The 23,920-nt window shown below is 45.4% G+C and carries 18 protein-coding genes and 20 tRNA genes (1 of these 38 running past the window's edge); 6 read left to right on the top strand and 32 right to left on the bottom strand.

The window, feature by feature from the left end:
- Window positions 1-21: 21 nt before the first annotated feature.
- The 3 genes from menH to MKY50_RS15680 are packed head-to-tail and all read right to left on the bottom strand — an operon-like array spanning window position 22 to window position 3,988.
- Window positions 22-846: a 2-succinyl-6-hydroxy-2,4-cyclohexadiene-1-carboxylate synthase gene (gene menH / locus MKY50_RS15670; RefSeq protein ID WP_069322839.1), complete on the bottom strand. Its 825-nt coding sequence runs from the start codon at window positions 844-846 to the stop codon at window positions 22-24.
- On the bottom strand, window positions 834-2,576 hold the full coding sequence (menD, locus tag MKY50_RS15675; RefSeq protein ID WP_069322840.1) for a 2-succinyl-5-enolpyruvyl-6-hydroxy-3-cyclohexene-1-carboxylic-acid synthase: 1,743 nt from the start codon (window positions 2,574-2,576) through the stop codon (window positions 834-836). The genes menH and menD overlap by 13 nt, the downstream gene beginning before the upstream one ends.
- Complete coding sequence (locus tag MKY50_RS15680; RefSeq protein WP_015251378.1) at window positions 2,573-3,988, bottom strand: isochorismate synthase; 1,416 nt, start codon at window positions 3,986-3,988, stop codon at window positions 2,573-2,575. Before MKY50_RS15680 ends, menD begins: the two co-directional genes overlap by 4 nt.
- 289 nt (window positions 3,989-4,277) lie before the next feature.
- On the opposite strand from MKY50_RS15680, the gene MKY50_RS15685 reads away from it, so the two are divergent.
- A complete protein-coding gene (locus tag MKY50_RS15685) occupies window positions 4,278-4,997 on the top strand; it encodes a yteA family sporulation protein (RefSeq protein ID WP_033884539.1) in 720 nt (239 codons plus the stop codon).
- An 8-nt stretch (window positions 4,998-5,005) separates the two neighbouring features.
- Here MKY50_RS15685 and MKY50_RS15690 read toward each other — a convergent pair whose 3' ends face one another.
- Window positions 5,006-5,824: a UTP--glucose-1-phosphate uridylyltransferase gene (locus MKY50_RS15690; protein ID WP_003229044.1), complete on the bottom strand. Its 819-nt coding sequence runs from the start codon at window positions 5,822-5,824 to the stop codon at window positions 5,006-5,008.
- Window positions 5,825-5,995: 171 nt separating this feature from the next.
- Here MKY50_RS15690 and MKY50_RS15695 point away from each other — a divergent pair, with 171 nt between their 5' ends.
- Genes MKY50_RS15695 through MKY50_RS15705 form a run of 3 tightly spaced genes read left to right on the top strand, consistent with a single transcriptional unit; the run spans window position 5,996 to window position 9,455 of the window.
- Window positions 5,996-7,282: a UDP-glucose dehydrogenase family protein gene (locus MKY50_RS15695; RefSeq protein ID WP_004398478.1), complete on the top strand. Its 1,287-nt coding sequence runs from the start codon at window positions 5,996-5,998 to the stop codon at window positions 7,280-7,282.
- Window positions 7,279-8,229 carry an NAD-dependent epimerase/dehydratase family protein gene (locus MKY50_RS15700; RefSeq protein WP_029318306.1) on the top strand — a complete coding sequence of 317 codons (951 nt, stop codon included), beginning with the start codon at window positions 7,279-7,281 and terminating at the stop codon, window positions 8,227-8,229. The genes MKY50_RS15695 and MKY50_RS15700 overlap by 4 nt, the downstream gene beginning before the upstream one ends.
- 2 nt (window positions 8,230-8,231) lie before the next feature.
- Entirely contained in the window at window positions 8,232-9,455 is a 1,224-nt protein-coding gene (locus MKY50_RS15705; RefSeq protein ID WP_029318307.1) for a glycosyltransferase family 4 protein, read from the top strand.
- Window positions 9,456-9,528: 73 nt separating this feature from the next.
- On the opposite strand, the gene MKY50_RS15710 is transcribed toward MKY50_RS15705, so the two are convergent.
- From MKY50_RS15710 to cotSA, 3 genes are read right to left on the bottom strand one after another with little or no spacing between them, the layout of a single operon-like run.
- Window positions 9,529-9,960: a hypothetical protein gene (locus tag MKY50_RS15710; RefSeq protein WP_004399071.1), complete on the bottom strand. Its 432-nt coding sequence runs from the start codon at window positions 9,958-9,960 to the stop codon at window positions 9,529-9,531.
- Window position 9,961: 1 nt separating this feature from the next.
- Window positions 9,962-11,017: a spore coat putative kinase CotS gene (gene cotS / locus MKY50_RS15715; protein WP_088467357.1), complete on the bottom strand. Its 1,056-nt coding sequence runs from the start codon at window positions 11,015-11,017 to the stop codon at window positions 9,962-9,964.
- Between the two features lie 14 nt (window positions 11,018-11,031).
- Entirely contained in the window at window positions 11,032-12,165 is a 1,134-nt protein-coding gene (cotSA, locus tag MKY50_RS15720) for a spore coat protein CotSA (protein ID WP_003229028.1), read from the bottom strand.
- Window positions 12,166-12,354: 189 nt separating this feature from the next.
- Here cotSA and cotI point away from each other — a divergent pair, with 189 nt between their 5' ends.
- Both cotI and MKY50_RS15730 read left to right on the top strand, forming a co-directional pair.
- The gene (gene cotI / locus MKY50_RS15725; RefSeq protein WP_015251374.1) at window positions 12,355-13,428 is read left to right on the top strand and encodes a spore coat kinase CotI; all 1,074 of its coding nucleotides are present in this window, start codon (window positions 12,355-12,357) and stop codon (window positions 13,426-13,428) included.
- A gap of 79 nt (window positions 13,429-13,507) precedes the next feature.
- Complete coding sequence (locus MKY50_RS15730; protein ID WP_341116914.1) at window positions 13,508-13,975, top strand: TspO/MBR family protein; 468 nt, start codon at window positions 13,508-13,510, stop codon at window positions 13,973-13,975.
- A gap of 30 nt (window positions 13,976-14,005) precedes the next feature.
- Here the strand turns inward: MKY50_RS15730 and glgP are convergent, their stop codons facing one another.
- The 25 genes from glgP to MKY50_RS15855 all read right to left on the bottom strand — a co-directional run.
- Window positions 14,006-16,402 carry a glycogen phosphorylase GlgP gene (gene glgP, locus MKY50_RS15735; protein WP_041352273.1) on the bottom strand — a complete coding sequence of 799 codons (2,397 nt, stop codon included), beginning with the start codon at window positions 16,400-16,402 and terminating at the stop codon, window positions 14,006-14,008.
- Window positions 16,389-17,843 carry a glycogen synthase GlgA gene (gene glgA / locus MKY50_RS15740; protein WP_213414531.1) on the bottom strand — a complete coding sequence of 485 codons (1,455 nt, stop codon included), beginning with the start codon at window positions 17,841-17,843 and terminating at the stop codon, window positions 16,389-16,391. The genes glgP and glgA overlap by 14 nt, the downstream gene beginning before the upstream one ends.
- The gene (gene glgD / locus MKY50_RS15745; protein WP_015251371.1) at window positions 17,840-18,871 is read right to left on the bottom strand and encodes a glucose-1-phosphate adenylyltransferase subunit GlgD; all 1,032 of its coding nucleotides are present in this window, start codon (window positions 18,869-18,871) and stop codon (window positions 17,840-17,842) included. Before glgD ends, glgA begins: the two co-directional genes overlap by 4 nt.
- A 23-nt stretch (window positions 18,872-18,894) precedes the next feature.
- A complete protein-coding gene (locus MKY50_RS15750) occupies window positions 18,895-20,037 on the bottom strand; it encodes a glucose-1-phosphate adenylyltransferase (RefSeq protein WP_003229018.1) in 1,143 nt (380 codons plus the stop codon).
- Window positions 20,034-21,917 carry a 1,4-alpha-glucan branching enzyme gene (glgB, locus tag MKY50_RS15755; RefSeq protein ID WP_212059404.1) on the bottom strand — a complete coding sequence of 628 codons (1,884 nt, stop codon included), beginning with the start codon at window positions 21,915-21,917 and terminating at the stop codon, window positions 20,034-20,036. The genes MKY50_RS15750 and glgB overlap by 4 nt, the downstream gene beginning before the upstream one ends.
- Before the next feature lie 231 nt (window positions 21,918-22,148).
- A tRNA-Glu gene (locus tag MKY50_RS15760) sits at window positions 22,149-22,220 on the bottom strand.
- 25 nt (window positions 22,221-22,245) lie between these two features.
- Window positions 22,246-22,336, bottom strand: a tRNA-Ser gene (locus MKY50_RS15765).
- Between the two features lie 3 nt (window positions 22,337-22,339).
- Window positions 22,340-22,414 (bottom strand) — tRNA-Asn (locus MKY50_RS15770).
- Between the two features lie 12 nt (window positions 22,415-22,426).
- A tRNA-Ile gene (locus MKY50_RS15775) sits at window positions 22,427-22,503 on the bottom strand.
- A 15-nt stretch (window positions 22,504-22,518) separates the two neighbouring features.
- Window positions 22,519-22,592: transfer RNA gene (locus MKY50_RS15780), tRNA-Gly, on the bottom strand.
- Window positions 22,593-22,602: 10 nt separating this feature from the next.
- Window positions 22,603-22,678 (bottom strand) — tRNA-His (locus MKY50_RS15785).
- A 17-nt stretch (window positions 22,679-22,695) separates the two neighbouring features.
- Window positions 22,696-22,771: transfer RNA gene (locus tag MKY50_RS15790), tRNA-Phe, on the bottom strand.
- A gap of 12 nt (window positions 22,772-22,783) precedes the next feature.
- Window positions 22,784-22,860, bottom strand: a tRNA-Asp gene (locus MKY50_RS15795).
- A gap of 11 nt (window positions 22,861-22,871) precedes the next feature.
- Window positions 22,872-22,948 (bottom strand) — tRNA-Met (locus MKY50_RS15800).
- Between the two features lie 17 nt (window positions 22,949-22,965).
- Window positions 22,966-23,058, bottom strand: a tRNA-Ser gene (locus tag MKY50_RS15805).
- 6 nt (window positions 23,059-23,064) lie between these two features.
- Window positions 23,065-23,141: transfer RNA gene (locus tag MKY50_RS15810), tRNA-Ile, on the bottom strand.
- A 2-nt stretch (window positions 23,142-23,143) separates the two neighbouring features.
- A tRNA-Met gene (locus MKY50_RS15815) sits at window positions 23,144-23,220 on the bottom strand.
- A gap of 20 nt (window positions 23,221-23,240) precedes the next feature.
- Window positions 23,241-23,313, bottom strand: a tRNA-Ala gene (locus MKY50_RS15820).
- Between the two features lie 5 nt (window positions 23,314-23,318).
- Window positions 23,319-23,395: transfer RNA gene (locus tag MKY50_RS15825), tRNA-Pro, on the bottom strand.
- Between the two features lie 15 nt (window positions 23,396-23,410).
- Window positions 23,411-23,487: transfer RNA gene (locus tag MKY50_RS15830), tRNA-Arg, on the bottom strand.
- A gap of 9 nt (window positions 23,488-23,496) precedes the next feature.
- Window positions 23,497-23,582 (bottom strand) — tRNA-Leu (locus MKY50_RS15835).
- A 14-nt stretch (window positions 23,583-23,596) separates the two neighbouring features.
- A tRNA-Gly gene (locus tag MKY50_RS15840) sits at window positions 23,597-23,671 on the bottom strand.
- 5 nt (window positions 23,672-23,676) lie between these two features.
- Window positions 23,677-23,763 (bottom strand) — tRNA-Leu (locus tag MKY50_RS15845).
- Window positions 23,764-23,773: 10 nt separating this feature from the next.
- Window positions 23,774-23,849: transfer RNA gene (locus MKY50_RS15850), tRNA-Lys, on the bottom strand.
- 37 nt (window positions 23,850-23,886) lie between these two features.
- Window positions 23,887-23,920: transfer RNA gene (locus MKY50_RS15855), tRNA-Thr, on the bottom strand (it continues 42 nt past the right edge of the window).

Raw genomic sequence — 23,920 nt, forward strand, 5'->3', positions numbered from 1 at the left:
TTTATTCTCTATGTGAATGAGTCAGATGCTTGTCAAAAACTCACTCACTATTTTACCAAACAATCGCGGCTGTTCCACATGGACCGTATGTCCTGCTTTTGGAACAATCTCTATTCTACTAGAAGGAAGCATCTTATGCACCTCTTGATTGATGGCGCAAAATTTTTCGTCCCACTCCCCGCAGATAAGAAGCACAGGAACATCTATTTCCTCTACACGGCTCCACAAGGAAGGCTGTGAACCGGTGCCCATGCCGGTTAAACTGTTCGCAAGCCCATTCTTATTGTTCCGCAGACGGCCCGATCGTATCCTGTGCCGAATATCTTCAGCCAGCCTCTGCTGAGATGAAAACAAAGGGATATTCTCCCAATAGGCAACAAACGCTTTGAGCCCGTCTCGTAAAATAAAATCAGCAAGCTTCCGGTCCCGCATGATTCGTTCCCGCCGTTCCCCAAGTGTTTTGAGCCCCGGCGTCGTGCTTTCAAGCACAAGTGCCGATACCCGCTCGGGATATGTCATCGCAAAAGAGTAAGCAAGCCTTCCTCCCATAGAATACCCAATCAATTTCACTTTGTGAAGTTTTAATTGATCAAAAATCTCGGCAAGGTCAGAAACTTGCCGGCTTATGCTGTATCTTTTCCCATTCAGCGGGGCATCGGTTTCCCCATGCCCTAAACAATCAATTTTGATCAAGCGGGAATCAGGCAGCATTTCATCAAGAAAAGTCCATGATTGTTTGCTGCCGGTAAACCCGTGCAGACAGACGACGGCTTCGGAATCATTCGGTCCCCCGTCTGCCACTGCATATCGGACACCATCTGATACCGTTATGTTTACAGTTCCCATTGTTTTTTCACTTCCCACACAGCCTCATTCAGCATATCGCGATGAAGCTGGACTCTTGATTGGCGATCCGTTTTGATTTCAATCAAATGGAGTCCGGGCTTGTCTGCCTGCGGCGCGTAAGCTGTTTTGAATTCATCCCAAGAAGCCGGGCATGAATACGTTCCGCCGTAAAGTGCAGCCGCATGCTTGAAATCGAGCCCTGTCGGTGTGCCGAACAAATCTTCAAAGTGTGTCTTCTCAGAAGCCTGCGGCAAAAAGGAGAAAATCCCTCCTCCGTCATTATTGACAAGAATCACAGTAAGAGGAATACCCAGCTTTTTGGCCGCCAGCAGGCCGTTTAAATCGTGATAAAAAGATAAATCTCCAATCACAAGGGTAACAGGCGCTTTTGTTCCTTCACATACCCCCATGGCAGAGGAGACGACACCGTCTATCCCGTTTGCTCCCCGGTTTGAATAAATCCGGAAAGGGCGGTCCTGCTTTTCAAAAAACGTATCAACATCCCTGATCGGCATGCTGTTTCCCACAAACAGCGAGCTGTTTTCAGGCACAAGATGCTGAAGGATTCGATAGAGATTGCCTTCAAACGAAACATCTTCACTGCTGATTGTTTGCAGATGCTCGCGGAACCGCCCATTGACAAACTGCCACTTTTCCAGCCACTCTGAGGATCTGGCAGCAGCAGTAAGGCCTGCCATGATCTCCTCAGCAAAAACAGACGCATTACAATGAATCATATGCGCGCTTGCCTGTGTCGGGTCTCTCCACCCTCCATCCTCATCAATCACGATTTGCTGAATCGCCGGATCATCCTTAAGCCATAAGAAAACCGGTTTTGAAACAGGCATCGGTCCAAACCGAATGACAACATCAGGACGGAGTTTCCGCTTCAGCTCATCATCTTTTAAAAACGAATCATACGCATCAATAACAGTGCTTTTATCATGAACACCATTCCGCAGATTAGACAGCGGATCTGCTAAAATTGGATACTGAAGCGCTTTTGACAGCGCAATAATGTTTTCCTTGTCCGCATCACTATGGAGCTCTCCGCAGACGATCATTCCTTTTTCAGCCTCTGCGAGCATCTCAGCCACATCAGACAGGGACTCTCGGTCAACAGACTGCGTACCCGTTTTCACAGACACATGACGGCCTGTTCTCATTCTTCCAAACGGCTCATCTGAAAGATCCGGCATCAGCGGTTCGCGCAGCGGCACATTCACATGGACAGGCCCCATTGGGCGCTTTTGTGCTTCTCCGGCAGCGCGGCTTGCCAGCGTTCGGATGTATCTCAGCATTTGCGGAGACTCTTCAGGAAGAGCAGAGTCTGTGAAAAACTTAACAAAGTTACCGAATAAGAAGTGCTGATTAATAGCCTGCGGTGCGCCTACTTCGCGCAGCTCATGAGGCCGATCAGCAGTTAACACAATAATAGGCACCCTTGAATAATGGGCTTCAACCACAGCCGGATAAAAGTTGGCCGCGGCTGTTCCAGATGTACAGATCAATAGTACGGGACGCTGCTTCGCTTTTGCCAAACCTAAGGCAAAAAATCCGGCAGACCTTTCATCAATTTGGACATGGACGCTGATATCGGGATGCGCAGCACAAAGAACAGCCAGCGGTGTAGATCTTGAGCCCGGACAAACGACGGCGTCCGTAATTCCGGAAAGGGCGAATTCATCAATAAAACTTCCGATGTAATGAGTAATCGGGTTGACTGTCAACGCCTCTCACCTCCTAATGCAGAGATCATCGGCTTCAATTTAATCTGTGTTTCTTCATATTCCGAGATTGGTTCCGAGTCTTCCACAATACCGCACCCGGCAAACAGCCTTGCTGTGCTTCCTTCGATGAGCCCTGAACGAATGGCGACCGCGAATTCCCCGTTATCCTGGCTGTCAATCCAGCCGATAGGGGCCGCATACCAGCCGCGAGACATCGGTTCAATCTCCCTGATCACGTCAACAGCTTTTTCCTGAGGTGCTCCCCCAAGCGCCGGAGTGGGATGCAGCTTCTCAATTAAGTCAAAAATCGATGCAGACTCGCGCAGCTGTCCGACAATCGGCGTAAACAGGTGCTGAACGCTTTTTGTTTTGTACAAAACAGGTCCATCAGGCTTTTCAACCTCTGAACAGCTTGATACAAAAGCATTATGAATCATACCTACCACAATATCATGCTCAAGCAGGTTTTTCTCATCGTTTAATAATTCAAGGCCTATCCGGCGGTCGTCTTCTTCATTCACGCCTCGTTTAATGGAGCCTGCCAGACAGGAAGACATGACAGTGCCGCCGTCTCTTTTGATCAGTCTTTCCGGAGACGCGCCGACAAAAGTTTTGCCTTCTTGTTCAATTGCAAAAACATAGCTTGTCTGCTGATCGTCCAGAAGCGTTTTAAGCACCGGTTCAATTTGGATTGGACCGTCAAACGTGAGCAGCAGCTCTCGGGCAAGAACAACCTTATCATATTGTTTCTCTTTAATTTGGCTTGTGGCCGTTTCGATTGCTTTCAGCCAATCATCCTTATCCAGCTCTTCGGCTGCTGCAATCACAGCCTGATCTTCTTGCTTGAAATCGGGAACCATAAATTCCGCCGCAAAAGCTTTTAAACCTTCTAAAACAGCTTCTGCGTCTTCTCCTCCGCTTACCCATCTGTTAACTGTTAAGAACGGGCCTTCAGCAGTCATCGTCAGCATAAGCGCAGGCACAAAGAAATCCCCTTCCGAGAAATGGTCCCATTGTGAACCTCTTTCTTCGCAAGGGTCAAAAGAAAATCCTCCGAATAACACAGGTCCCACTGCAGAATGCTGCAGCTTTTCTTCTTCATAAATATGAAAAGCCGTCTTTTTAAAGCGCTCCCATTGTTCAAAAACCTCACGATACCGCTCGCTGTTTTTTTGATTTGTCTGGAAAACCGCTTCTTTGCCAAGACCGACTATTGTCAATTCACTTTCAGGATCTGACCAAAAAAATCGATTGCCTGTATATTTTTTTGCTCCGTAATTGAAAAATGATAGAGGGTCAAGAGACTCGATTTGTCTCGAATAGCTTATTAAGACAGCATGGTTGACTTCTTTGGCTTTATGTAATGCATGTAGAACTTCCTTTCGGAACGTACGCTGCACCGTTGTCACCATGAGACATTCCTCCATAATCCTTAAAATGCTTTTAATACCATACACCTGTGTCTCCTTTGTGTCAAACACAGATCATGCAGTCCAAATGGCCTGCCTTACCTATTATAAACCTAATTTCAGAAATGAAAAAGAAACAAAGCTTAAATTTCTTTCTCCACTGATAGCAAAGGTTGTATCCGCTTACCATAAAAGGAAAACCTCCTATATTCCTCCACCCGCCATTTATGAAAGTTCTCAGGCGATCTGTTCATACTAAAGGTATGCATCACAGAGAAACGAGGCGATCACATTGCTTACGAAAGAACAGCTTCAGCATTTAAAAAATGAACTGGAACAAACGAAAAAAGATATCTTAAACCGTTTCAAAGACAATGATCATTTTCAGCTTAACTCAGCCTTTCCTTATGATTCGTGGGGTGAGCTTTCGGCATACGACAACCATCCCGGCGATCAGGCGACAGAACTTTACGAGCGTGAGAAAGACATCGCTCTAGACTTGCATGAGAGAGAGCACCTTCGGGACATTGAGCATTCATTGAAGGCGATAGAAAACGGTACTTATGGCATTTGTGAAGTCAGCGGAAAGGAAATCCCTTTCGAACGACTTGAAGCGCTTCCGACTGCCACAACCCTCGCGGAGTATTCGTCACAGGACGTGGTTTCCAGAGACCGTCCGATTGAAGAAGAAACACCATTCGGGCAATTTGAATTTGATGATGATGAAGAAATCAGAGCGCCATATGACAGTGAGGATTCCTATCAGGATGTCGAAAAATATGGTAACTCACAAACGCCGCAGGATATGGAAAACCCTCCGCTCAGCTATGATGATATGACGATGAATGCCGAAGAGAATATCGGCAATACGGAGTCTTACGAAAATTTCATCGCTACAGATATCACTGGAAAAGAAATTACCGTTTATCAAAGCAGAGCCCATGAGCGCTATGAAGAAGAACTTGACGAAGAGGGAATCATGACCACATTCGGCGATCTCCACGCTGATTGAACCCCCAATTATTGGGGGTTCTTTTCCGTTTTCAGCATATCGTAAATCAGCTTCAGATAATCCTTTTGCAGGCCGATGTCATACCGCTCGCCCTCTAGCAATTTCCCGTATACGGTACATGCCCCGAGCGAAGCTTTTATCGCATCCGTTACCTGCACTTCTCCTCCGCTGTCAGCTTCTAATGCCTCCAGCTCATTAAAAATATCCGGTGTGAAAATATAACGCCCTGCTGCGGCAAAATGAGACGGAGGGTTTTGTTTAGGCTTTTCCACAATATCCTGTATGCGATAAAGCCCTTTTTCAACAGGCTCCCCTTTTATCACCCCGTAATGATGTAAATCCTCCGTTTTTGTTTCTTTTAAGCCGATCACACTGGACTGATATTTCGTATATGCTTCAATCAGCTGCCCCAAAGCCGGCTGATTGGCGGAAAAAATCAGATCATCTGGCAAAACGACGGCAAAAGGCTCTCCGCCTGCAAATTGCTTTCCGAAAGAAATGGCGTCGCCAAGACCCTTTGCATAAGGCTGCCGCACATAGTGAATCCGTATATCCGGAATGGGATGCTCTCTAAGTAAATGCAGTTTATTCTTAGAGGCCAAAAAAGCCTCAAGTGCCAAAGAGGAATCAAAATAGTCGACAATCAGATTTTTATGGCTCGATACAACCATCAAAATGTCCTCAATGCCTGACTCCTTTAATTCTTCAACAAGATAATGAATCACAGGCTTAGATCCTACTGGAAACATTTCTTTCGGAATCACCTTCGTCACCGGCAGATTTCTCGTGCCGAATCCGCCTGCAGGAATGATCGCTTTTTTTATCATGGTATTTTCCCCTCAGCTCATGTTTATTACATGATATTCCAAGAGCGCATCCCGATGTTTGTACATCTGAAATTAGGCGGAAGCAACTGGGCAGAAAGCGGAATCACGAACCAGCCCTTTTTTAATAGGATATTGATATATGACCAGTAATCTTGTAAAGGAGCTCAGGTGATGAAAATTTGTGTGGTTGGCGCCGGGTATGTCGGTTTAACCCTATCAGCGGCACTGGCATCCATCGGACATGACATGATATGCACAGACAAAGACGTCAAAAAAATCGGGCAGCTGAAAAAAGGAGTCATTCCCTTTTACGAGCCTGGGCTTTCAGATGCAATACTTCGTTGCGGCAATCTCTCGTTTTCTTCTGAAGTGAAATCGAGCATGGAGGAATGTCCCGTTATTTTTATCGCAGTCGGAACTCCGCCGCGTTCGGACGGATCAGCTGATACGAAAGCCCTGCAGTCCGTCATCGGTGATTTAAGCGAGGCGATCCGATCGTATAAAACCATTATTACGAAAAGCACTGTTCCGCCCGGGACAAATGAAAACATAGCAAAACAGCTGATTGCCTCCGGAGTGTCTAAAAACCTCTTTAATATCGTATCCAATCCGGAGTTTCTGCGGGAAGGCAATGCCTTATATGACATGCTGCATCCTGACAAAACAGTCATCGGTGTTCAGGAAGAAGATCACGTATCGGCAGCCATCGTCAAATCCATTTACAAACACATTGATACCCCTTTTATCGTTACAAGCTTAGCGGGAGCAGAGCTGATCAAATATGCCAACAATTTCTTTTTAGCGGCCAAAATTTCGTTTATTAACGAAATGGCCCGCATATGTGAAGCCTATCAATCAGATATCTCAGATATTTCCCGCGCTATCGGTCTAGACCCAAGGATCGGGAAGCACTTTTTGCAGGCAGGCATCGGATACGGAGGCTCTTGTTTTCCAAAGGATCTGCAGGCGCTGCAATTTGCTGCCCAGGAAAAAAACACGGAGACCTTCCTGCTCCGGGCCGTGCAGCACATTAATGACACCCAGCTTGGCCTGTATATCAAAAAAATACAGTCATTCTTCGAAACACTTCAAGGCAAGAAAGCGGCTGTACTCGGCATTTCCTTCAAACCGAATACTGATGACATCCGGAATTCTCAGGCTGTCAGACTGATGGAAAGGCTGGCGGAGCTGGGATGTGATGTTCATGCATATGATCCTGAAGCTGTACTTCCAGAACATTTGCGGCAACATGTAACTCAGCATTCTCAAGCTTTTGATGCGATCGAAGAGAGTGACTTTTTATTTTTGGCGACAGAATGGTCTGAGTTTTTAGCGTTTGATTGGAAAAAGGCTGCAGATATCATGAAAGGGCGTCTTGTGATTGACGGACGCAACGTACTAAAAAAAGAACTGATCGAGGCTTGCGGCCTGATCTGTACGGGAGTTGGCCGTCCATGAAAATACTCGTCACAGGAGCAGCTGGCTTTATCGGCTCCCACCTCTGCGAAGAATTACTAAAAGATAAGAAACATAACGTTATCGGAATCGATGACTTTATCGGTCCTACTCCATTTTCCTTGAAATTAAAAAACCTTAAAAACCTGCTGCCGGAAAAGCGATTTACGTTCATAAAGGAAAATCTGCTGACAGCCGATCTTGCTCCCTTACTGGAAGGAGTGGACGTCATCTTTCATTTGGCGGCCATACCGGGTGTCCGCTCAAGCTGGGGCAATCATTTTCACCCATATGCCGCACATAATATCCAAGCGCTCCAAAGGCTCCTCGAGGCGTGCCGGGAACATTCTATTCAAACGTTCGTCTTTGCATCCACCTCTTCCGTCTATGGCGAAAAACAAGGAAAAGTCAGCGAAAACACGTCGCTTTCTCCTTTATCTCCGTACGGGGTAACAAAGCTTACGGGAGAAAAGCTTTGCCATGTGTATAAACAGAGCTTTGGCATTCCAATTGTGATTCTCCGTTTTTTTACCGTATACGGGCCAAGACAGCGGCCGGATATGGCTTTTCACCGGCTCATTAAGCAGCACCTTCAGCAAAAGCCGCTTACCATCTTCGGTGATGGGCAGCAGTCAAGAGATTTCACTTATATCAGCGACTGTGTCAAAGGCATCACCGCTGTTCTTGGGAAACCCCACCTTATTGGTGAAACAGTAAATATCGGCGGCGCAGAGCGTGCCTCAGTCTTAAAAGTTGTCTCCCTCATTGAGGATATTTCCGGGAGAAAAGCAACACTGCACTTTTCGGACAAAATAGCAGGGGAACCGAGCAACACGTGGGCGGATATTTCAAAAGCAAAACAGCTCTTGCATTATGATCCCGCCACATCCTTAAAGGATGGCTTGACCAACGAAATCGCCTATTTATCGTCGCTGTATCAGGGGGAATAAAAATGAAGCTTGCCTTTATCTGTACAGAAAAGCTGCCGGCGCCCGCAGTACGCGGCGGCGCTATTCAAATGATGATTGACGGTGTCACGCCCTATTTCAGCAGCAGGTACAACCTGACCATTTTTTCAATAGAAGATCCATCGCTCCCAAAAAGAGAAACAAAAGACGGCGTACATTATATCCATCTGCCAAAAGAACATTACCGCGAGGCGGTAGCCGAAGAGCTGCGAGCCTCTTCCTTTGACCTCATTCATGTGTTCAACAGGCCTTTAAATGTCTCTTTATATAAAAAAGCCTCACCAAACAGCAAGATCGTTCTGAGCCTGCATAACGAAATGTTTTCTGAAAAAAAGATGACCTTCGCGCAAGGAAAAGAAGTACTCGACAATGTCTCCATGATCACAACAGTGAGCGAATTTATTAAACAAACCGTCATTGAACGTTTCCCTGAAGCCGAGGACATCACAAAAGTTGTGTATTCCGGCGTTGATTTAAACTCTTATCCGCCCGTCTGGACGATGAAAGGCTCGGCTGTCAGAAAAACATACCGGAAAAAATACGGTATTGAAGATAAAAAAGTTATTTTATTCGCCGGCCGCTTAAGCCCGACAAAAGGGCCTCACCTTCTCATTCACAGCATGAGACGGATTTTGCAGCAGCACCCTGATGCTGTACTGGTCATAGCAGGCGGGAAGTGGTTCAGCGATGACAGCGAAAACCAATATGTCACCTATCTGCGCACGCTGGCGCTGCCATACAGAGACCACATAATCTTTACAAAATTCATTCCCGCAGACGACATCCCAAACCTTTTTCTGATGGCAGATGTATTTGTGTGCAGCTCTCAGTGGAACGAACCCCTCGCCCGTGTGAATTATGAAGCAATGGCGGCCGGCACGCCCTTAATTACCACAAACCGGGGCGGAAACGGTGAAGTCGTAAAACACGAAGTCACCGGCCTTGTCATCGATAGCTACAACAAACCTTCTTCATTTGCAAAAGCAATTGACAGAGCCTTTACAGATCAAGAATTAATGAACAAAATGACAAAAAACGCCCGAAAGCATGTAGAAGCTTTATTTACCTTTACCCATGCTGCCAAAAGGCTCAATACTGTTTACCAATCCGTTCTGACCCCGAAAAACAAACAATTTCCGCCGCCTTTTCTGACGCAAAATTTTGATTTATCATCTATCAATCAGCTTTTTGTGAAAGCAAAAACATAAAACCTACAGCTCGTGTTGCAAAACGGGCTGTTTTTTCGCTACAGAGAACTTAAAAAAAGGCATAAATGTGACTTTATGCCTTGCGCTTTACAGTTTGAGAAAACCATGGAGCTGGTTTAGATTCACTTGGAAGAATGATGATTTCCACTTTAGCTTCTTCCGCTAAGTCTGGTTCTTCATCTTCATCCTCTTCTTCATATGGGGGCGCTGAGCGTTTCGAATCACGCTCCTCCTCAGGCTCCAGAGTGGTTTCGAATTTTGTTTCTTCTTCATCATCGACGATTTTGCGATCTGTTTCCTTTTCCTTCGTTTCTTTTTGATATTCTTTCGGTGCATTGATGTGAGGGAGCTCTCGAATGCTGCCCACATCTAAATGCTTCTCCTCTTCTTCCTTCTCAGCTGAGATTGAGTCATGAGCCTGCCATCCCATCGGTCCTGGCGGTGTAAATACGAATTGGTCGAGATCCAGTTTAGAAATAGAGGCTTTTTGTCTCGATGACCTCATGTCAATTCGCCTCCCGATACGCTTTTATCTTTTTATACAGTTCCGGCAGTTTATCCAAAAACGAATCTTTAGATTCTTCAACAGAAATCATGTTTTGCAGCGCCCAGTTATATTTCTCATCTGACCACGTTTTCTTTTGCTTCAAATAATATTTGTGCCCGATTGCACAGAACAAATGCGGAAACGCGAGATCAATCCAAAGTACCTCGTACTGTTTTTCTGTGAGCGGATACACTGCGTCGTAGGCCGCAAGCAGTGCGACCATGAAATCAGTATCCCATACAGAAAGCTTAACCATCACTTTATTCAGTAGAATACGAAGGTCTCTTGACGGCAAATCGTAGGTAATCGAGTGAAGCTCCTTTAAAAAAGGCTCCCCTTCGATCTCTGTCAAACGTGCCAATGTAAAATCTTGAAAACAGAATCCGCCATGCTCGAGCGTTTCTTTTGTCCAGGTTTCGTATTCTGAGTCATCAAGCGCCTGAAGAGCTTCTTTTCCTCTTGCCAGCATTTTATCAGCATGTTTTAAGAAAGTTTGCGAAAATACGTCATCAGGATAGGATGCCGCGATCTGCATATTCCCTTCAAGTTCCTGCAGCTTCCATCGGTACAATTTATGCCATTTTCCCAGCCTGCTTCTCTTCTTGCTTTCATCTGTGCAAACATATCCTTTTGAGGCATGATGAAAATGGCCGGCAAATGACATGACTTTTTTCATTTGCTCTGCATCATAGTAAATCATTTCTTTTCCTGTCACTTTGTCATATAAGCTGTAAGAAACCTGATCCGTGCCCAAGCAGCTCCCGCCATTTTTTGTTTGATGAATCGGCGCTATCGGCAGCCCTTTCTCTTGTAAATGGGCGTGTGCCTGAGTGATAAAAAGCATCCGCTCCGGTTTCATTTGCGCTTCTTTTAGCAGCTTTGGGCCATGATCAGTTTCGACTTCCCAGATTTTGCGCCCGCTTTTGTTCGATTTCAGCGCCACATGGTCGATATGAAACGGATAATAGCTGAGAATTTCGGACACAATCTGTTCTTCATGCTCTTTTTGGTACACTCTGTTCACCCCTTTTATCTGTTCTTTTCATAGACGCTGAGCAGATTTTCAGCCACCCTCTGCCAGCCAAAATTGCTTTCTGCCTCACGGCGGCTGTATTTCCCAAGCCGTTCCCGCTTTTCCGAGCTGCTCAGCAAATCATTGATACGTTCGGCATATTGTTTAGGATTTTCAAAGTCATGAATGATGTAGCCGTTTTTCCCTTCCTCTATGACCTCTGGATTGCCTCCCCGATTGCTTGTAATAATAGGAAGTCCCGCAGCCATCGCTTCATAATGCACCCTTGCTAAAGGCTCCTGCCATTGCGAAGAGCATACAAATACATCTGACATGGTATAAAGGCGCGGAATGTCCTTTGGCTTCACAAATTGAATAAATGTGACATGATCCTTTTGCATCGCACCAAGGGTATGAAGATGTTTGACATAGTTATTTAATTCATTATCTCCGAACCATTTTGACCCGATAAACACCATCATGACATCGGGGTGCTCCTCAATGATGTCCGGCAAAGCTTGCAATAATATGTGCGGGCCTTTGACTTTGCTAAGCCGGCCGACAAACAAGACGATTTTTTTGCCGTGAAGCCCCAGCTCGCTACGCATCTCTTCGCGAGCCCGCTGCCCTTCATTCGTCCAGCGAGGGTGGTACGTTTTTAAATCCACACCAGAATACACCGTTTTTGTTTTTGATCGTGCTGACGGAAAACGGCTTGTGATCGTCTGTCCGATATAATCGCTGACCGTAACAATCTGCGCTACGGAGTCGATGCAAATCTCGCCTTCCGCCTGGCTGATTTTATCGTAAGCGAACATTTCATTGTGAACGCTTAAAATAAAAACAGCATCCGGCGCCTGTTTCTTCAATTTCGGAACCCAGCTTGGGCGATTACAAACATGCACAAGATCAAAACGGCTCTTTTTCAGCTCTGCTCCAACGGCTTCTTCATAACGGTCTTCATCCAAATGCACATAATGGACACCGTCTACCTTCTCTCTATCAGCGAGATTCGGATCTTTAATAGAAAACACAGTCACCTCATGTTTTTTGGCAATTAAAGGGGCAACCGCTTCTAGGTAGATTTGAATGGCGCCTCCTCGAACCGATGGGACAGGAAGCTTCTCTGTGGCGATCAGTGCTATTTTCATACATAGCCTCCATTCCTGCATGATTTTTAACTAGTTAGAATCATGATACGGCTGAACAACCAACTTGTGCGGAATGGGACTGCCCTAAAAACAAAACGGGTAAACAACTAGATTCATCTATTAAATATAGTCAAATAACTCAATCATTTTTTCCTTTTGATTCATAAGGTAGGAGTAAAACAGGTAAGGATGTGTCCTTTAATGGCAGAAAACCATGAAGTCATTGAGGAGGGGAATTCATCAGAGCTTCCTTTATCAGCAGAAGATGCAAAAAAATTAACGGAGCTGGCTGAAAATGTGCTTCAAGGATGGGATGTGCAGGCTGAAAAAATAGACGTCATTCAGGGAAACCAGATGGCGCTTGTCTGGAAGGTCCACACAGACTCCGGCGCGGTTTGTCTAAAACGAATACACAGGCCAGAAAAGAAAGCGTTGTTTTCCATTTTCGCACAGGACTATTTAGCAAAAAAAGGCATGAATGTTCCTGGCATACTCCCAAACAAAAAAGGCAGCCTATATTCCAAGCACGGCTCATTTCTATTTGTCGTATATGACTGGATCGAAGGAAGGCCGTTTGAGCTGACTGTAAAGCAGGACTTGGAGTTTATCATGAAAGGCCTTGCTGATTTTCATACAGCTTCCGTCGGATATCAGCCGCCAAATGGCGTTCCCGTATTTACCAAATTAGGTCGCTGGCCGAATCACTACACGAAACGATGCAAACAGATGGAAACGTGGAAGCTGATGGCGGAGGCGGAAAAAGAAGATCCTTTCTCACAGTTTTATCTTCAGGAGATAGATGGCTTTATTGAAGACGGGCTGCGCATCAAAGACCAGCTTTTGCAGTCGACCTATGTTCCATGGACTGAACAGCTGAAAAAAAGCCCTAACCTTTGCCACCAAGATTACGGAACCGGAAATACACTCTTAGGGGAAAATGAACAGATTTGGGTCATTGACTTAGATACCGTTTCATTTGATCTGCCTATTCGCGATTTGCGCAAAATGATTATTCCGCTTTTGGATACGACGGGCGTTTGGGATGAAGAAACATTTAATGTCATGCTGAACGCATACGAATCCAGAGCCCCATTAACTGAAGAACAAAAACAAGTCATGTTTATTGATATGCTGTTTCCTTACGAGCTTTACGATGTCATTCGCGAAAAATACGTCCGCAAGTCTGCTTTACCGAAGGAAGAATTAGAATCAGCTTTTGAATATGAACGCATTAAAGCAAACGCATTGCGGCAGCTTATTTAAGACCATCATTTCCCCCGCATATCGGGGGTTTGATCTTTATAAGATAAAGGGTAATTAAATACATGCGGAGGTTGCAAATATGAAAAAGATTGTCGGCGCTTTAGCCGTTTTTGTGATTACATATGCGCTGTTTTCAGCCGCAGGCTACCTGTTTCCTGTGGACCAAGAATGGTACAATTCATTGAAAAAACCGGACTGGACGCCAAGCGGAACTGCGATCGGCATCATTTGGGCCATCCTGTTTGCCCTGATCTCCCTTTCAGCAACTATAGTATATGCTGCGTTTTCATTTAAAGGTGCGAAAAGCTTTTGGTTTACACTTTTGATAAATTACGTGCTCAATCAAACCTTCAGCTATTTTCAGTTTACGCAAAAAAATCTGCTGGCTGCATCGCTTGACTGCCTGCTTGTCGCCATCACAGCAATCATATTACTGATCATTGCCAAAAAATACAGCAGAACCGCAAGCTATCTTCTTTTGCCTTATTTTTTATGGAGTGCATTTGCGACGTTCTTATCCTTTACAATCAATTCAATGAATCTGTGAACAAAAAAAGCCGCTTATACAGCGGCTTTTTCACATCATCGGCTTGATGCCCCAAATGTCCTTCGCATATTCCCGGATCGTGCGGTCGCTGGAGAAATATCCAGAATGAGCAATGTTTACAATCGAACGCTCAGACCATTTCCTTCGCTCTCGATAATCAGCTTGAATTCGCTCCTGCGCATCTGCATATGAGCTGAAATCCTTCAGCACAAAATACTCATCATTATGCGGAAGCAGCGAGTCAAAGATCGATTCAAATTCATCTGCCTCTCCTTCAAAAAAACCATTGATCAGCTGATCCGCTACCTGCCTGATTCTCCTGTCATGCTGATAATATTCCCTCGACCTATAGCCGCCGTTTTCCTGATACGATAGAACCTCATCCGCCTTTAAGCCGAACGTGTAAATACAGTCAGGGCCCACCCGCTCAAGGATCTCGATATTTGCGCCGTCATGCGTGCCGATCGTCAAAGCCCCGTTCATCATAAACTTCATATTCCCTGTACCAGACGCTTCCTTGCTTGCGGTTGAAATTTGCTCACTTACGTCTGATGCCGGAAAAATTCGCTCAGCCATAGAAACTCTATAATTTTCTAAAAAAACAACTTTGATCAGCTGTTTGACTGCCGGATCATAATTGACTTTTTCTGCGACAGAATGGATCAGCTTAATGATTTTCTTGGCATAATAATAGCTTGGTGAAGCCTTTGCCCCGAAAATAAAGGTTTGCGGGTAGATTGAAAACCCGGCGTCCTCCTTGAGGCGGTTATACAAATACATAATGTGAAGAACATTCAGCAGCTGCCGTTTATATGCATGAAGCCGTTTCACCTGTACGTCGAATATGCTGTCAGGGTTCACAACCACCCCGGCCGTGCAAAAAATCAAATCGGCAAGCTCTTGTTTTTTCTTGCTTTTGTTGTTTTGAAACTGTTCAATAAATGCAGGATCAGTGGCGTACGGTTCTAAACGGATCAGTGATTCCGGCTGTTTGACCCATTCATCGCCGATCGCCTCTGTAATGATGGCAGACAAGCCTGGATTCGCTTTTAACAGCCAGCGCCTGTGGGCAATTCCATTCGTCTTATTGTTAAAACGATTCGGAAACAGCAAGTGAAAGTCGCGCATCTCCCTTTCCATTAATATATCGGAATGTATTTTTGCAACGCCATTTACACTGTAACTGCCTACTATGGCCAGATGAGCCATTTTGACAACACCATGCGCTGTAATCGCCATGTCCTCTATCCTTTTCCAGTCTCCCGGATACTTTTCCCAAACTGCACGACAAAACCTCTCATTGATCTCTTCAATAATCATGTACATTCGCGGGAGCAGCGGCTTAAACAAATGAATCGGCCATTTCTCGAGCGCTTCTGACAATGTTGTATGATTTGTATAAGAAATCGTATGTACAGTGATATGCCAAGCTTCTTCCCAGCTCATGTTCTCTTCATCGAGCAAAATCCGCATCAGCTCAGGCACCGCAAGCGCAGGGTGAGTGTCATTAATATGAATGCTCACTTTTTTATGCAGGCCGGATAAAGATTTATGTGTTTTTCGGTAATTGTTCACAATGCTTTTTAAGCTTGCGCATACTAAAAAATACTGCTGCTTCAGCCGTAAAATTTTTCCCTCATCATGGGTGTCATCGGGATATAAGAATTCAGAAACCGCTTCTGTTTCTCGCTTATAAGACAAAATATTACCGCCGTGATAATGCGCATAGGGCTCGGCGTTCCAGAGCCTTAACGTGTTGACAGTGCCCGTTTCATAGCCGATGACCGGGATATCATAAGGAACAGCGGTAACAATTGTCGCTTGTTCGTGGCGAAAATGCAGGCGCCCGCTTTTTTCTGTCATATGGACTTCGCCCCAAAACGGCACGTCCACTGCTTGATCCGCATTCCTTACTTCCCATACGTTCCCGTTTTTCAGCCATTGCTCAGGCAGCTCCACCTGATGCCCGTCTACAATTTTTTGCTCAAACAAACCATGCTTATAACGTATGCCCATGCCGTGCCCAGGCAGGTTCAACGAAGCAAGCGAATCTAAAAAGCAAGCGGCCAAGCGCCCAAGTCCGCCATTGCCGAGACCTGCATCGTTCTCTATCTGAAGGATCTCCTCTAAATTGATGCCGATTTCCTTTAAACCAGCTTCTACAACATCACGAACACCAAGATTCATTAAGTTTTGCTCAAGGAGCTGACCGAGCAGAAATTCGATTGATAAATAATATGTCTGCTTCCCGGAATTTGATCTGCTTTTTTCATTCGTTTCGATCCAATCAGCGCTGATATACTCTCTGACCATATTGCCCAACGTTTTATATTGATCCAGCTTGGCAGAATCTTTAAAGCTTTTTCCGCACGTCATTTCCAGACGCTTTAAAAATAAGTCTGCAAAGCGTTCTTTACTCGAGAACATCCCGTCCACTCCTTGTCACCTGCTCGAAAATACGCTGATACTCTTTAGCCGACTTCCCCCAGCTGTAATCTGCATTCATAGCGGTCTTCACGATGCTCTTCCATACATCCTGTTGGCAATAAAACGACAGCGCCCTTTCTATCGTAAATTTCAGATCATGCGCATTAAAGGCGGAAAACGTAAAGCCATTGCCCGTTCCCTCTTCCTCCTGATAGGCACGGACAGTGTCGTAAAGACCGCCCGTTTCCCTGACAATCGGAATGGCGCCATATTGAAGAGCAATGAGCTGCCCCAAACCGCACGGCTCAAATTTCGACGGCATCAAAAACATATCAGAGCCCGCATAAATTTGATGGGCTAGCGGCTCATCAAACCCGATATAAGCCCGGCACTTCTCATGAAAAGCAAATTCTGCATACCGGAAATAATCTTCAAATTCACGTTCTCCTGTGCCTAGCACAACCAGCTGTATGTCTTGCTCCTCAAGAAGTTCGTGCATAATTCTGCGGACAAGATCAAGCCCCTTTTGTTTAGTGAGCCTTGTCACCATACTGATCAGCGGAATATCGTTTTTCTCTGGAAGCCCCATCCGCTGCTGAAGCTTCGTTTTGTTTTCCAGCTTGCATGCAAGATCTCCTGAATCGTATTGCGCCTCTATATAAGGGTCGCTTTTCGGCTGATAGAACGTATCATCAATGCCATTTAATATGCCGGTTACATCATCTTCCCTATATTGCAAAACCTGTTCCAACTGCTCACCATAATACGGCGTCATGATTTCATTTCTGTAAGTGGGGCTCACAGTTGTCACATGATCAGCCGCAATGATGCCCGCTTTCATAAAATTAACAAATCCGTTGCATTCTAACCTTTCATAATGAAAATGATCCATCTCAAGACCCAGCAAGTCATGTGTGACATCAGGAGGGAATATGCCTTGAAACTGCAGGTTGTGGATCGTGAGCACGCTTTTCATCCGTTCATAAAAAGGATGTTTTCTGTACTCCTCTTTCAGCAAATAATTGACCATCGCTGTATGCCAATCGTGAGTATGAACAATATCGGCTGGAACATTCACAACTTTGGCAGCCTCCAGCACAGCTCTTGAAAAAAAGGCAAACCGCTCACCGTCATCATAATGCCCGTACAACGAATCCCTGTTGAAATAGTACTCATTGTCGATGAAGTAATAATTCACATCGTCTTCGGCCATATGTTCAATTCCGCAATATTGCTGACGCCAGCCGACAGCTACCGTACACTCAGCCTTTTTTTTCATACGCTTTTTCCACGGTTCAGGTATTTGGCTGTACTTCGGCAGCATCACATATACTTCATTGCCTAATCGCGCAAGCGCCTTCGGAAGAGCGCCTGCTACATCGGCAAGACCTCCTGATTTCACAAATGGGGTGCATTCAGACACAGCAAATAATATCTTCAAGAATTCATCAGCTCTCCTTGCACCAAACCTTTTCTTAATACAAGCGGCTGCTCAGCTGTTCCTACAGCTTCTGTCGCCTTGCCGATTTTAACGTCCTTATCCGAAATGACCTGCTCAAGAAGACAATCCTCGCCAATCTGCGTTTTTTGCATAATAATGCAGTTTTTCAGCTTCGTACCCTTTCCGACATGGACCGCCCTGAACAAAATGCAGTTTTCAACCTCTCCTTCAAGCACACAGCCGTTTGCCACCAAAGAATTTTTGACAGTGCTGTGCTTTCCGTATTTCGTAGGCGGCTCATCCTTCACTTTTGTATAGATAGGCTGCTGCGGCAAAAACACCTGCTGCCAAAAACGAGGCTGAATGAGCTCCATACTGTGGGTATAATATTTTTCCACCGAATCAATGACAGCGGCATAACCTGAATATTCATAAGGGCAAATGGTCAGGGCGGAAGATTCCTTTTCAACAGCCTCCTGAATGGTTTTATAGCCTTTTTCGCTATGTCCGTAGATCAGATCCTTTAAAAGCGTTGTTGACATGATATAGATTTGCAGCGACTGGCCGTCCTGAAATACCTCGGTGACGTCGCAGCCAACCTCCTGATGGCGTTTCAGCACATATTGAAATTGAATGTTGCATACGGTATGGCTGTTGGAGATTACAGCATATTGCTGAGTGCTTCTGTGGAAGTAATCTAGATGGTCCGAAAACTGGCGAAAGGAACCGAATTCATCGTATTCGTGATGAAGATGGGGAGACGGGAAAAAAAAGAGGCCGTCCTTTTTCCGGTGCAAATCCCATTCCTTACCCGCCCCAAGGTGATCCATGAGCGAACGGTAACGATACTTCGGAAAAATTGCAACACTCCTAATATCCGCATTCACCATGTTGGAAAGCATAAAATCAATCAGTCGGTACCTGCCGGCAAAAGGGATCGCCCCGAGCGACCGCTGTGCTGTTAAATCCTGAAGAGAATGCTTATATGTGGTTTCATCTATAACACCTAACATTTGATTATTGAACACTGACTCTGCCCCCTCTTCAGTAATTAAATCAATTCTTTTTCTACAAATTCCTCTGAAACGAGCAGCACCTCTTCAATGTCTTTTTCGGAGCGAATCACTGCGCCATCCGGCAGCACCATCCCATTAGGAACAATGGCATTTTCAATGACTACATGCTCCCCAATCGTCACATCCGGCATTATGACGGATGATGTAACAGTCGTATGCTTACCAACAGTCACACCTTGAAAAAGAACGGAGTGAGACACATTTCCATATACAACACAACCTTCGTTCACAAGCGAATCTTGAACCTGCGCATCAGATGAAATAAATTGCGGAGGCTGATTTGGATTGACAGAGTAAATTTTCCATTTGCGTTCAAACAGCTTCAGCTCCGAGTCCTCTTTTAACAAATCCATATTGGCTTCCCACAAGCTCTGCACCGTTCCGACATCCTTCCAATATCCCTTGAACGGATAAGCAGAAAGCTTCTTTTTCTCTTCCAAAAGCAGAGGAATAATGTCTTTGCCGAAGTCGTGGCTAGAATAAGGGTTTTGATCGTCCATCTCAAGATACTGTTTCAAAAGCGGCCAATTGAATATATAAATTCCCATTGAGGCAAGATTGCTCTTAGGGAATTTGGGCTTTTCATCAAAATGTGTGATCGTCCCATCTGGATTGGCCTTCATGATGCCGAACCGGCTTGCTTCCTCCCAGCCCACTTCGATGACAGAGATGGTCACATCTGCTTTCTTTTCAATGTGATAATCAAGCATTTTGCCGTAGTCCATCTTGTATATGTGATCTCCTGATAAAATCAGTACATACTCAGGATCATACTGATTCAAATAATTGAGATTTTCATAAATGGCGCTTGCCGTCCCTTTATACCATTTGACTTCTGATGACTCGGCATAAGGGGGTAAAACCGTCACGCCTCCATTATATCTATCCAGGTCCCATGCACTGCCGATCCCAATATAGGAATTCAGCTCAAGCGGCTGATATTGCGTTAAAATCCCGACTGTGTCTATGCCTGAATTAGAACAGTTGCTTAGGGTAAAATCAATAATCCTGTATTTTCCCCCGAAAGATACAGCCGGTTTGGCCATATTTTTTGTTAATCCGCTGAGACGGCTGCCCTTCCCGCCGGCAAGGAGCATGGCTACACATTGTTTTTTCATCTTTTTATCTCTCCTCTTTTTTTAACCGCCCGTAAAATCGAGATGCCGTAAGGGGGGATGGTCATCGTGATATAACACGGTTTATGATGAAGTGCTCCCTTTTTAGCCGATAACGGCTTTTTGTTGATTTGCCCTGAGCCTCCATATGTTTCACTGTCACTGTTAAGCACTTCAATGTATTGAGTAAAAAAAGGAACTCCAACATCATATTGATGATAGACCACGGGTGTAAAATTACAAATGATGACAAGCGCCTCACCGTGCTTTTTGCCATAACGAATAAAAGAAAAGATTGATTGTTCGTCATTATGGACATCAATCCATTCAAACGATTGTGCACGATGGTCATGCTCATAAAGGATTTTGCTTTTTTGGTAAAAGCGGAGAAGATCTTGCGTAAAAACGCTGGCTTTCTGATGCATGGGGAAGGAGTCCAAAAACCAATCAAGCTGTTCTGTATCTTTCCATTCATCAAATTGAGCAAACTCTGATCCCATAAAGATCAATTTCTTTCCGGGATGCACTGTCATATAGCCCAGCAAAAGCCGATACTGGGCAAATTTCTGCCAGTAGTCGCCAGGCATTTTATTGAGAAGTGATTTTTTTCCGTATACGACTTCATCATGAGAAAACGGCAATACAAAATGTTCACTAAACGCATATAGTAATGAAAAAGAGATAAGCTGATGACAATGCCGCCTTTCTTCGGGCGGCGTCTCCATGTATTTCAGTACGTCATTCATCCATCCCATATTCCATTTATAATGAAAACCAAGCCCCCCTTCCTCAACGGCACCTGTCACTTGAGGCCATTCTGTAGAATCTTCTGCAATCATCATCACATGGGGATATGTCTCTCTCATGGTTTGATTGAGTTTTTTTAAAAAATCAACAGCATATGGATTCGTGTGGCGTTCATCCTGATTTGGCCAATACAGGATATTAGCCACTGCATCAACCCTAAATCCATCTATATGATAGAATTCCGCCCAGTACAACGCATTCGAAATTAAAAAACTATGAACTTCCGGTTTTCCCAGGTCAAAGTTTGCCGTGCCCCATAACCAGTTCTCCCGATCACGTTCTTCTTTGTATTCATAAAGCGGTTCTCCATCAAACATATAAAGGCCATGTGCATCTTTACAAAAATGTCCGGGGACCCAATCCAAAATGACTCCGATATTTTGTTGATGACATTCATCAACAAACTTCATCAGATCATGCGGCGTGCCAAACCTGCTTGTCGGGCTGTAATACCCCGTTCCTTGGTACCCCCATGAACGATCATATGGATGCTCATACACCGGAAGCAGTTCAATATGGGTAAACCCATGCTCCTTGATATAAGGGATAAGCGTCTGACTTAATTCTTTATAGGAATAATGCCTGCCATCAGAATGCTTCTTCCAAGACCCAAGATGCAGTTCATAAATGAAAACAGGTTTTTCATACAGCGTCTTAGCCTTCTGTTTCTTTTGCCATTTTTGATCTTGCCAGCTGTACCCTTCCAAATCGTAAGTAAATGACGCTGTGTTTGGTCTGACTTCTGAATAAATAGCGTATGGATCTGCCTTCAGCCTGATCTCACCGTTATTCGTCACGATTTCATATTTATATCGTTCCTTTTCTCCTAAACCTGGAATAAATAACGTCCAAATACCACTATCATTCACTCTGTGCATCACATGCTCTTCTCCAGACCAGCTGTTAAAATCTCCAGCCACTCGTACTTCCGACGCATGAGGCGCCCACACACAGAATTCATATCCGCTTTTGCCATTCAGCTCGCGGTAATGCGAGCCAAACAGCTGATAGCTTTTAAACAGACTGCCTTCGTGAAAAAGATAAACATCATGTGCTGTCGGGCTGGCAGCGGCCATGTAATCATCCTTTCTGACATCATAGTTTTCATTTATAGTATTTATTCGAAGAAATAAAAAAAAGCCCTTTCCTGAAAGCGCTTATACTTATAGACAATTAACTTCATTTTCTGAAGAAAAACGAAATATATGGAGATAATTGTAGTCTGTTTTTAAAATAAAGAACAAAATCTAAGACATATCATGATTTATAAAACAAAAAAACCTTGCAGGATATGCAAGGCTTCTGGATGACCCGTACGGGATTCGAACCCGTGTTACCGCCGTGAAAGGGCGGTGTCTTAACCGCTTGACCAACGGGCCGATAATTATTATATCTGTAATCATATGGCGGAGAAGGAGGGATTTGAACCCTCGCGCCGCTTACACGACCTACACCCTTAGCAGGGGCGCCTCTTCAGCCACTTGAGTACTTCTCCATTTGGCTCCACAGGCAGGATTCGAACCTGCGACCGATCGGTTAACAGCCGATAGCTCTACCACTGAGCTACTGTGGAATACAAAAGTCATGGTGGGCCTGAATGGACTCGAACCATCGACCTCACGCTTATCAGGCGTGCGCTCTAACCAGCTGAGCTACAGGCCCATGACGATATAGAAATGGAGCGGGTGATGGGAATCGAACCCACGACATCAGCTTGGAAGGCTGAGGTTTTACCACTAAACTACACCCGCAATTTTTATTTGGGGCGATTGATGGGAATCGAACCCACGAATGCCAGAGCCACAATCTGGTGCGTTAACCACTTCGCCACAACCGCCAAAATATATTGATAAATGGTGGCTCGGGACGGAATCGAACCGCCGACACACGGATTTTCAGTCCGTTGCTCTACCAACTGAGCTACCGAGCCTAAGTATTTAAATGGCGGTCCGGACGGGACTCGAACCCGCGACCTCCTGCGTGACAGGCAGGCATTCTAACCAACTGAACTACCGGACCATTTTAAAATTTGGTTGCGGGGGCAGGATTTGAACCTGCGACCTTCGGGTTATGAGCCCGACGAGCTACCGAACTGCTCCACCCCGCGATGATTAGGAATATGTATGGCGGAGGAAGAGGGATTCGAACCCCCGCGGGCTTTGACACCCCTGTCGGTTTTCAAGACCGATCCCTTCAGCCAGACTTGGGTATTCCTCCGTATAGTGGTGGACCTTGTAGGACTCGAACCTACGACCGGACGGTTATGAGCCGTCTGCTCTAACCAACTGAGCTAAAGGTCCATTGGTAGCGGCGGAGGGGATCGAACCCCCGACCTCACGGGTATGAACCGTACGCTCTAGCCAGCTGAGCTACACCGCCAAATATTTTTTAAAATCAAGTGGAGCCTAGCGGGATCGAACCGCTGACCTCCTGCGTGCAAAGCAGGCGCTCTCCCAGCTGAGCTAAGGCCCCAAGAATGGTCGGGAAGACAGGATTCGAACCTGCGACCCCATGGTCCCAAACCATGTGCTCTACCAAGCTGAGCTACTTCCCGATTTCATATAGATCATGGCGCGCCCGAGAGGAGTCGAACCCCTAACCTTTTGATCCGTAGTCAAACGCTCTATCCAATTGAGCTACGGGCGCAACACTTAATGCCGAGGGCCGGACTTGAACCGGCACGGTAGTCACCTACCGCAGGATTTTAAGTCCTGTGTGTCTGCCAATTCCACCACCCCGGCGTGGATGGTATAGTTGGAGCGGAAGACGGGATTCGAACCCGCGACCCCCACCTTGGCAAGGTGGTGTTCTACCACTGAACTACTTCCGCAGAAATGGTGCGGATGAAGGGACTTGAACCCCCACGTCTGTAAAGACACTAGAGCCTGATTCTAGCGCGTCTGCCAATTCCGCCACATCCGCAACATGTAAATGGTGAGCCATGAAGGACTCGAACCTTCGACCCTCTGATTAAAAGTCAGATGCTCTACCAACTGAGCTAATGGCTCTTCTTACAAGAGACTTGAATATTATATCATATAAAAGTGGTGCCGGCAAGAGGACTTGAACCCCCAACCTA

It is taken from the genome of Bacillus sp. FSL R7-0685 (assembly GCF_038002425.1).
GTDB lineage: Bacteria > Bacillota > Bacilli > Bacillales > Bacillaceae > Bacillus > Bacillus subtilis.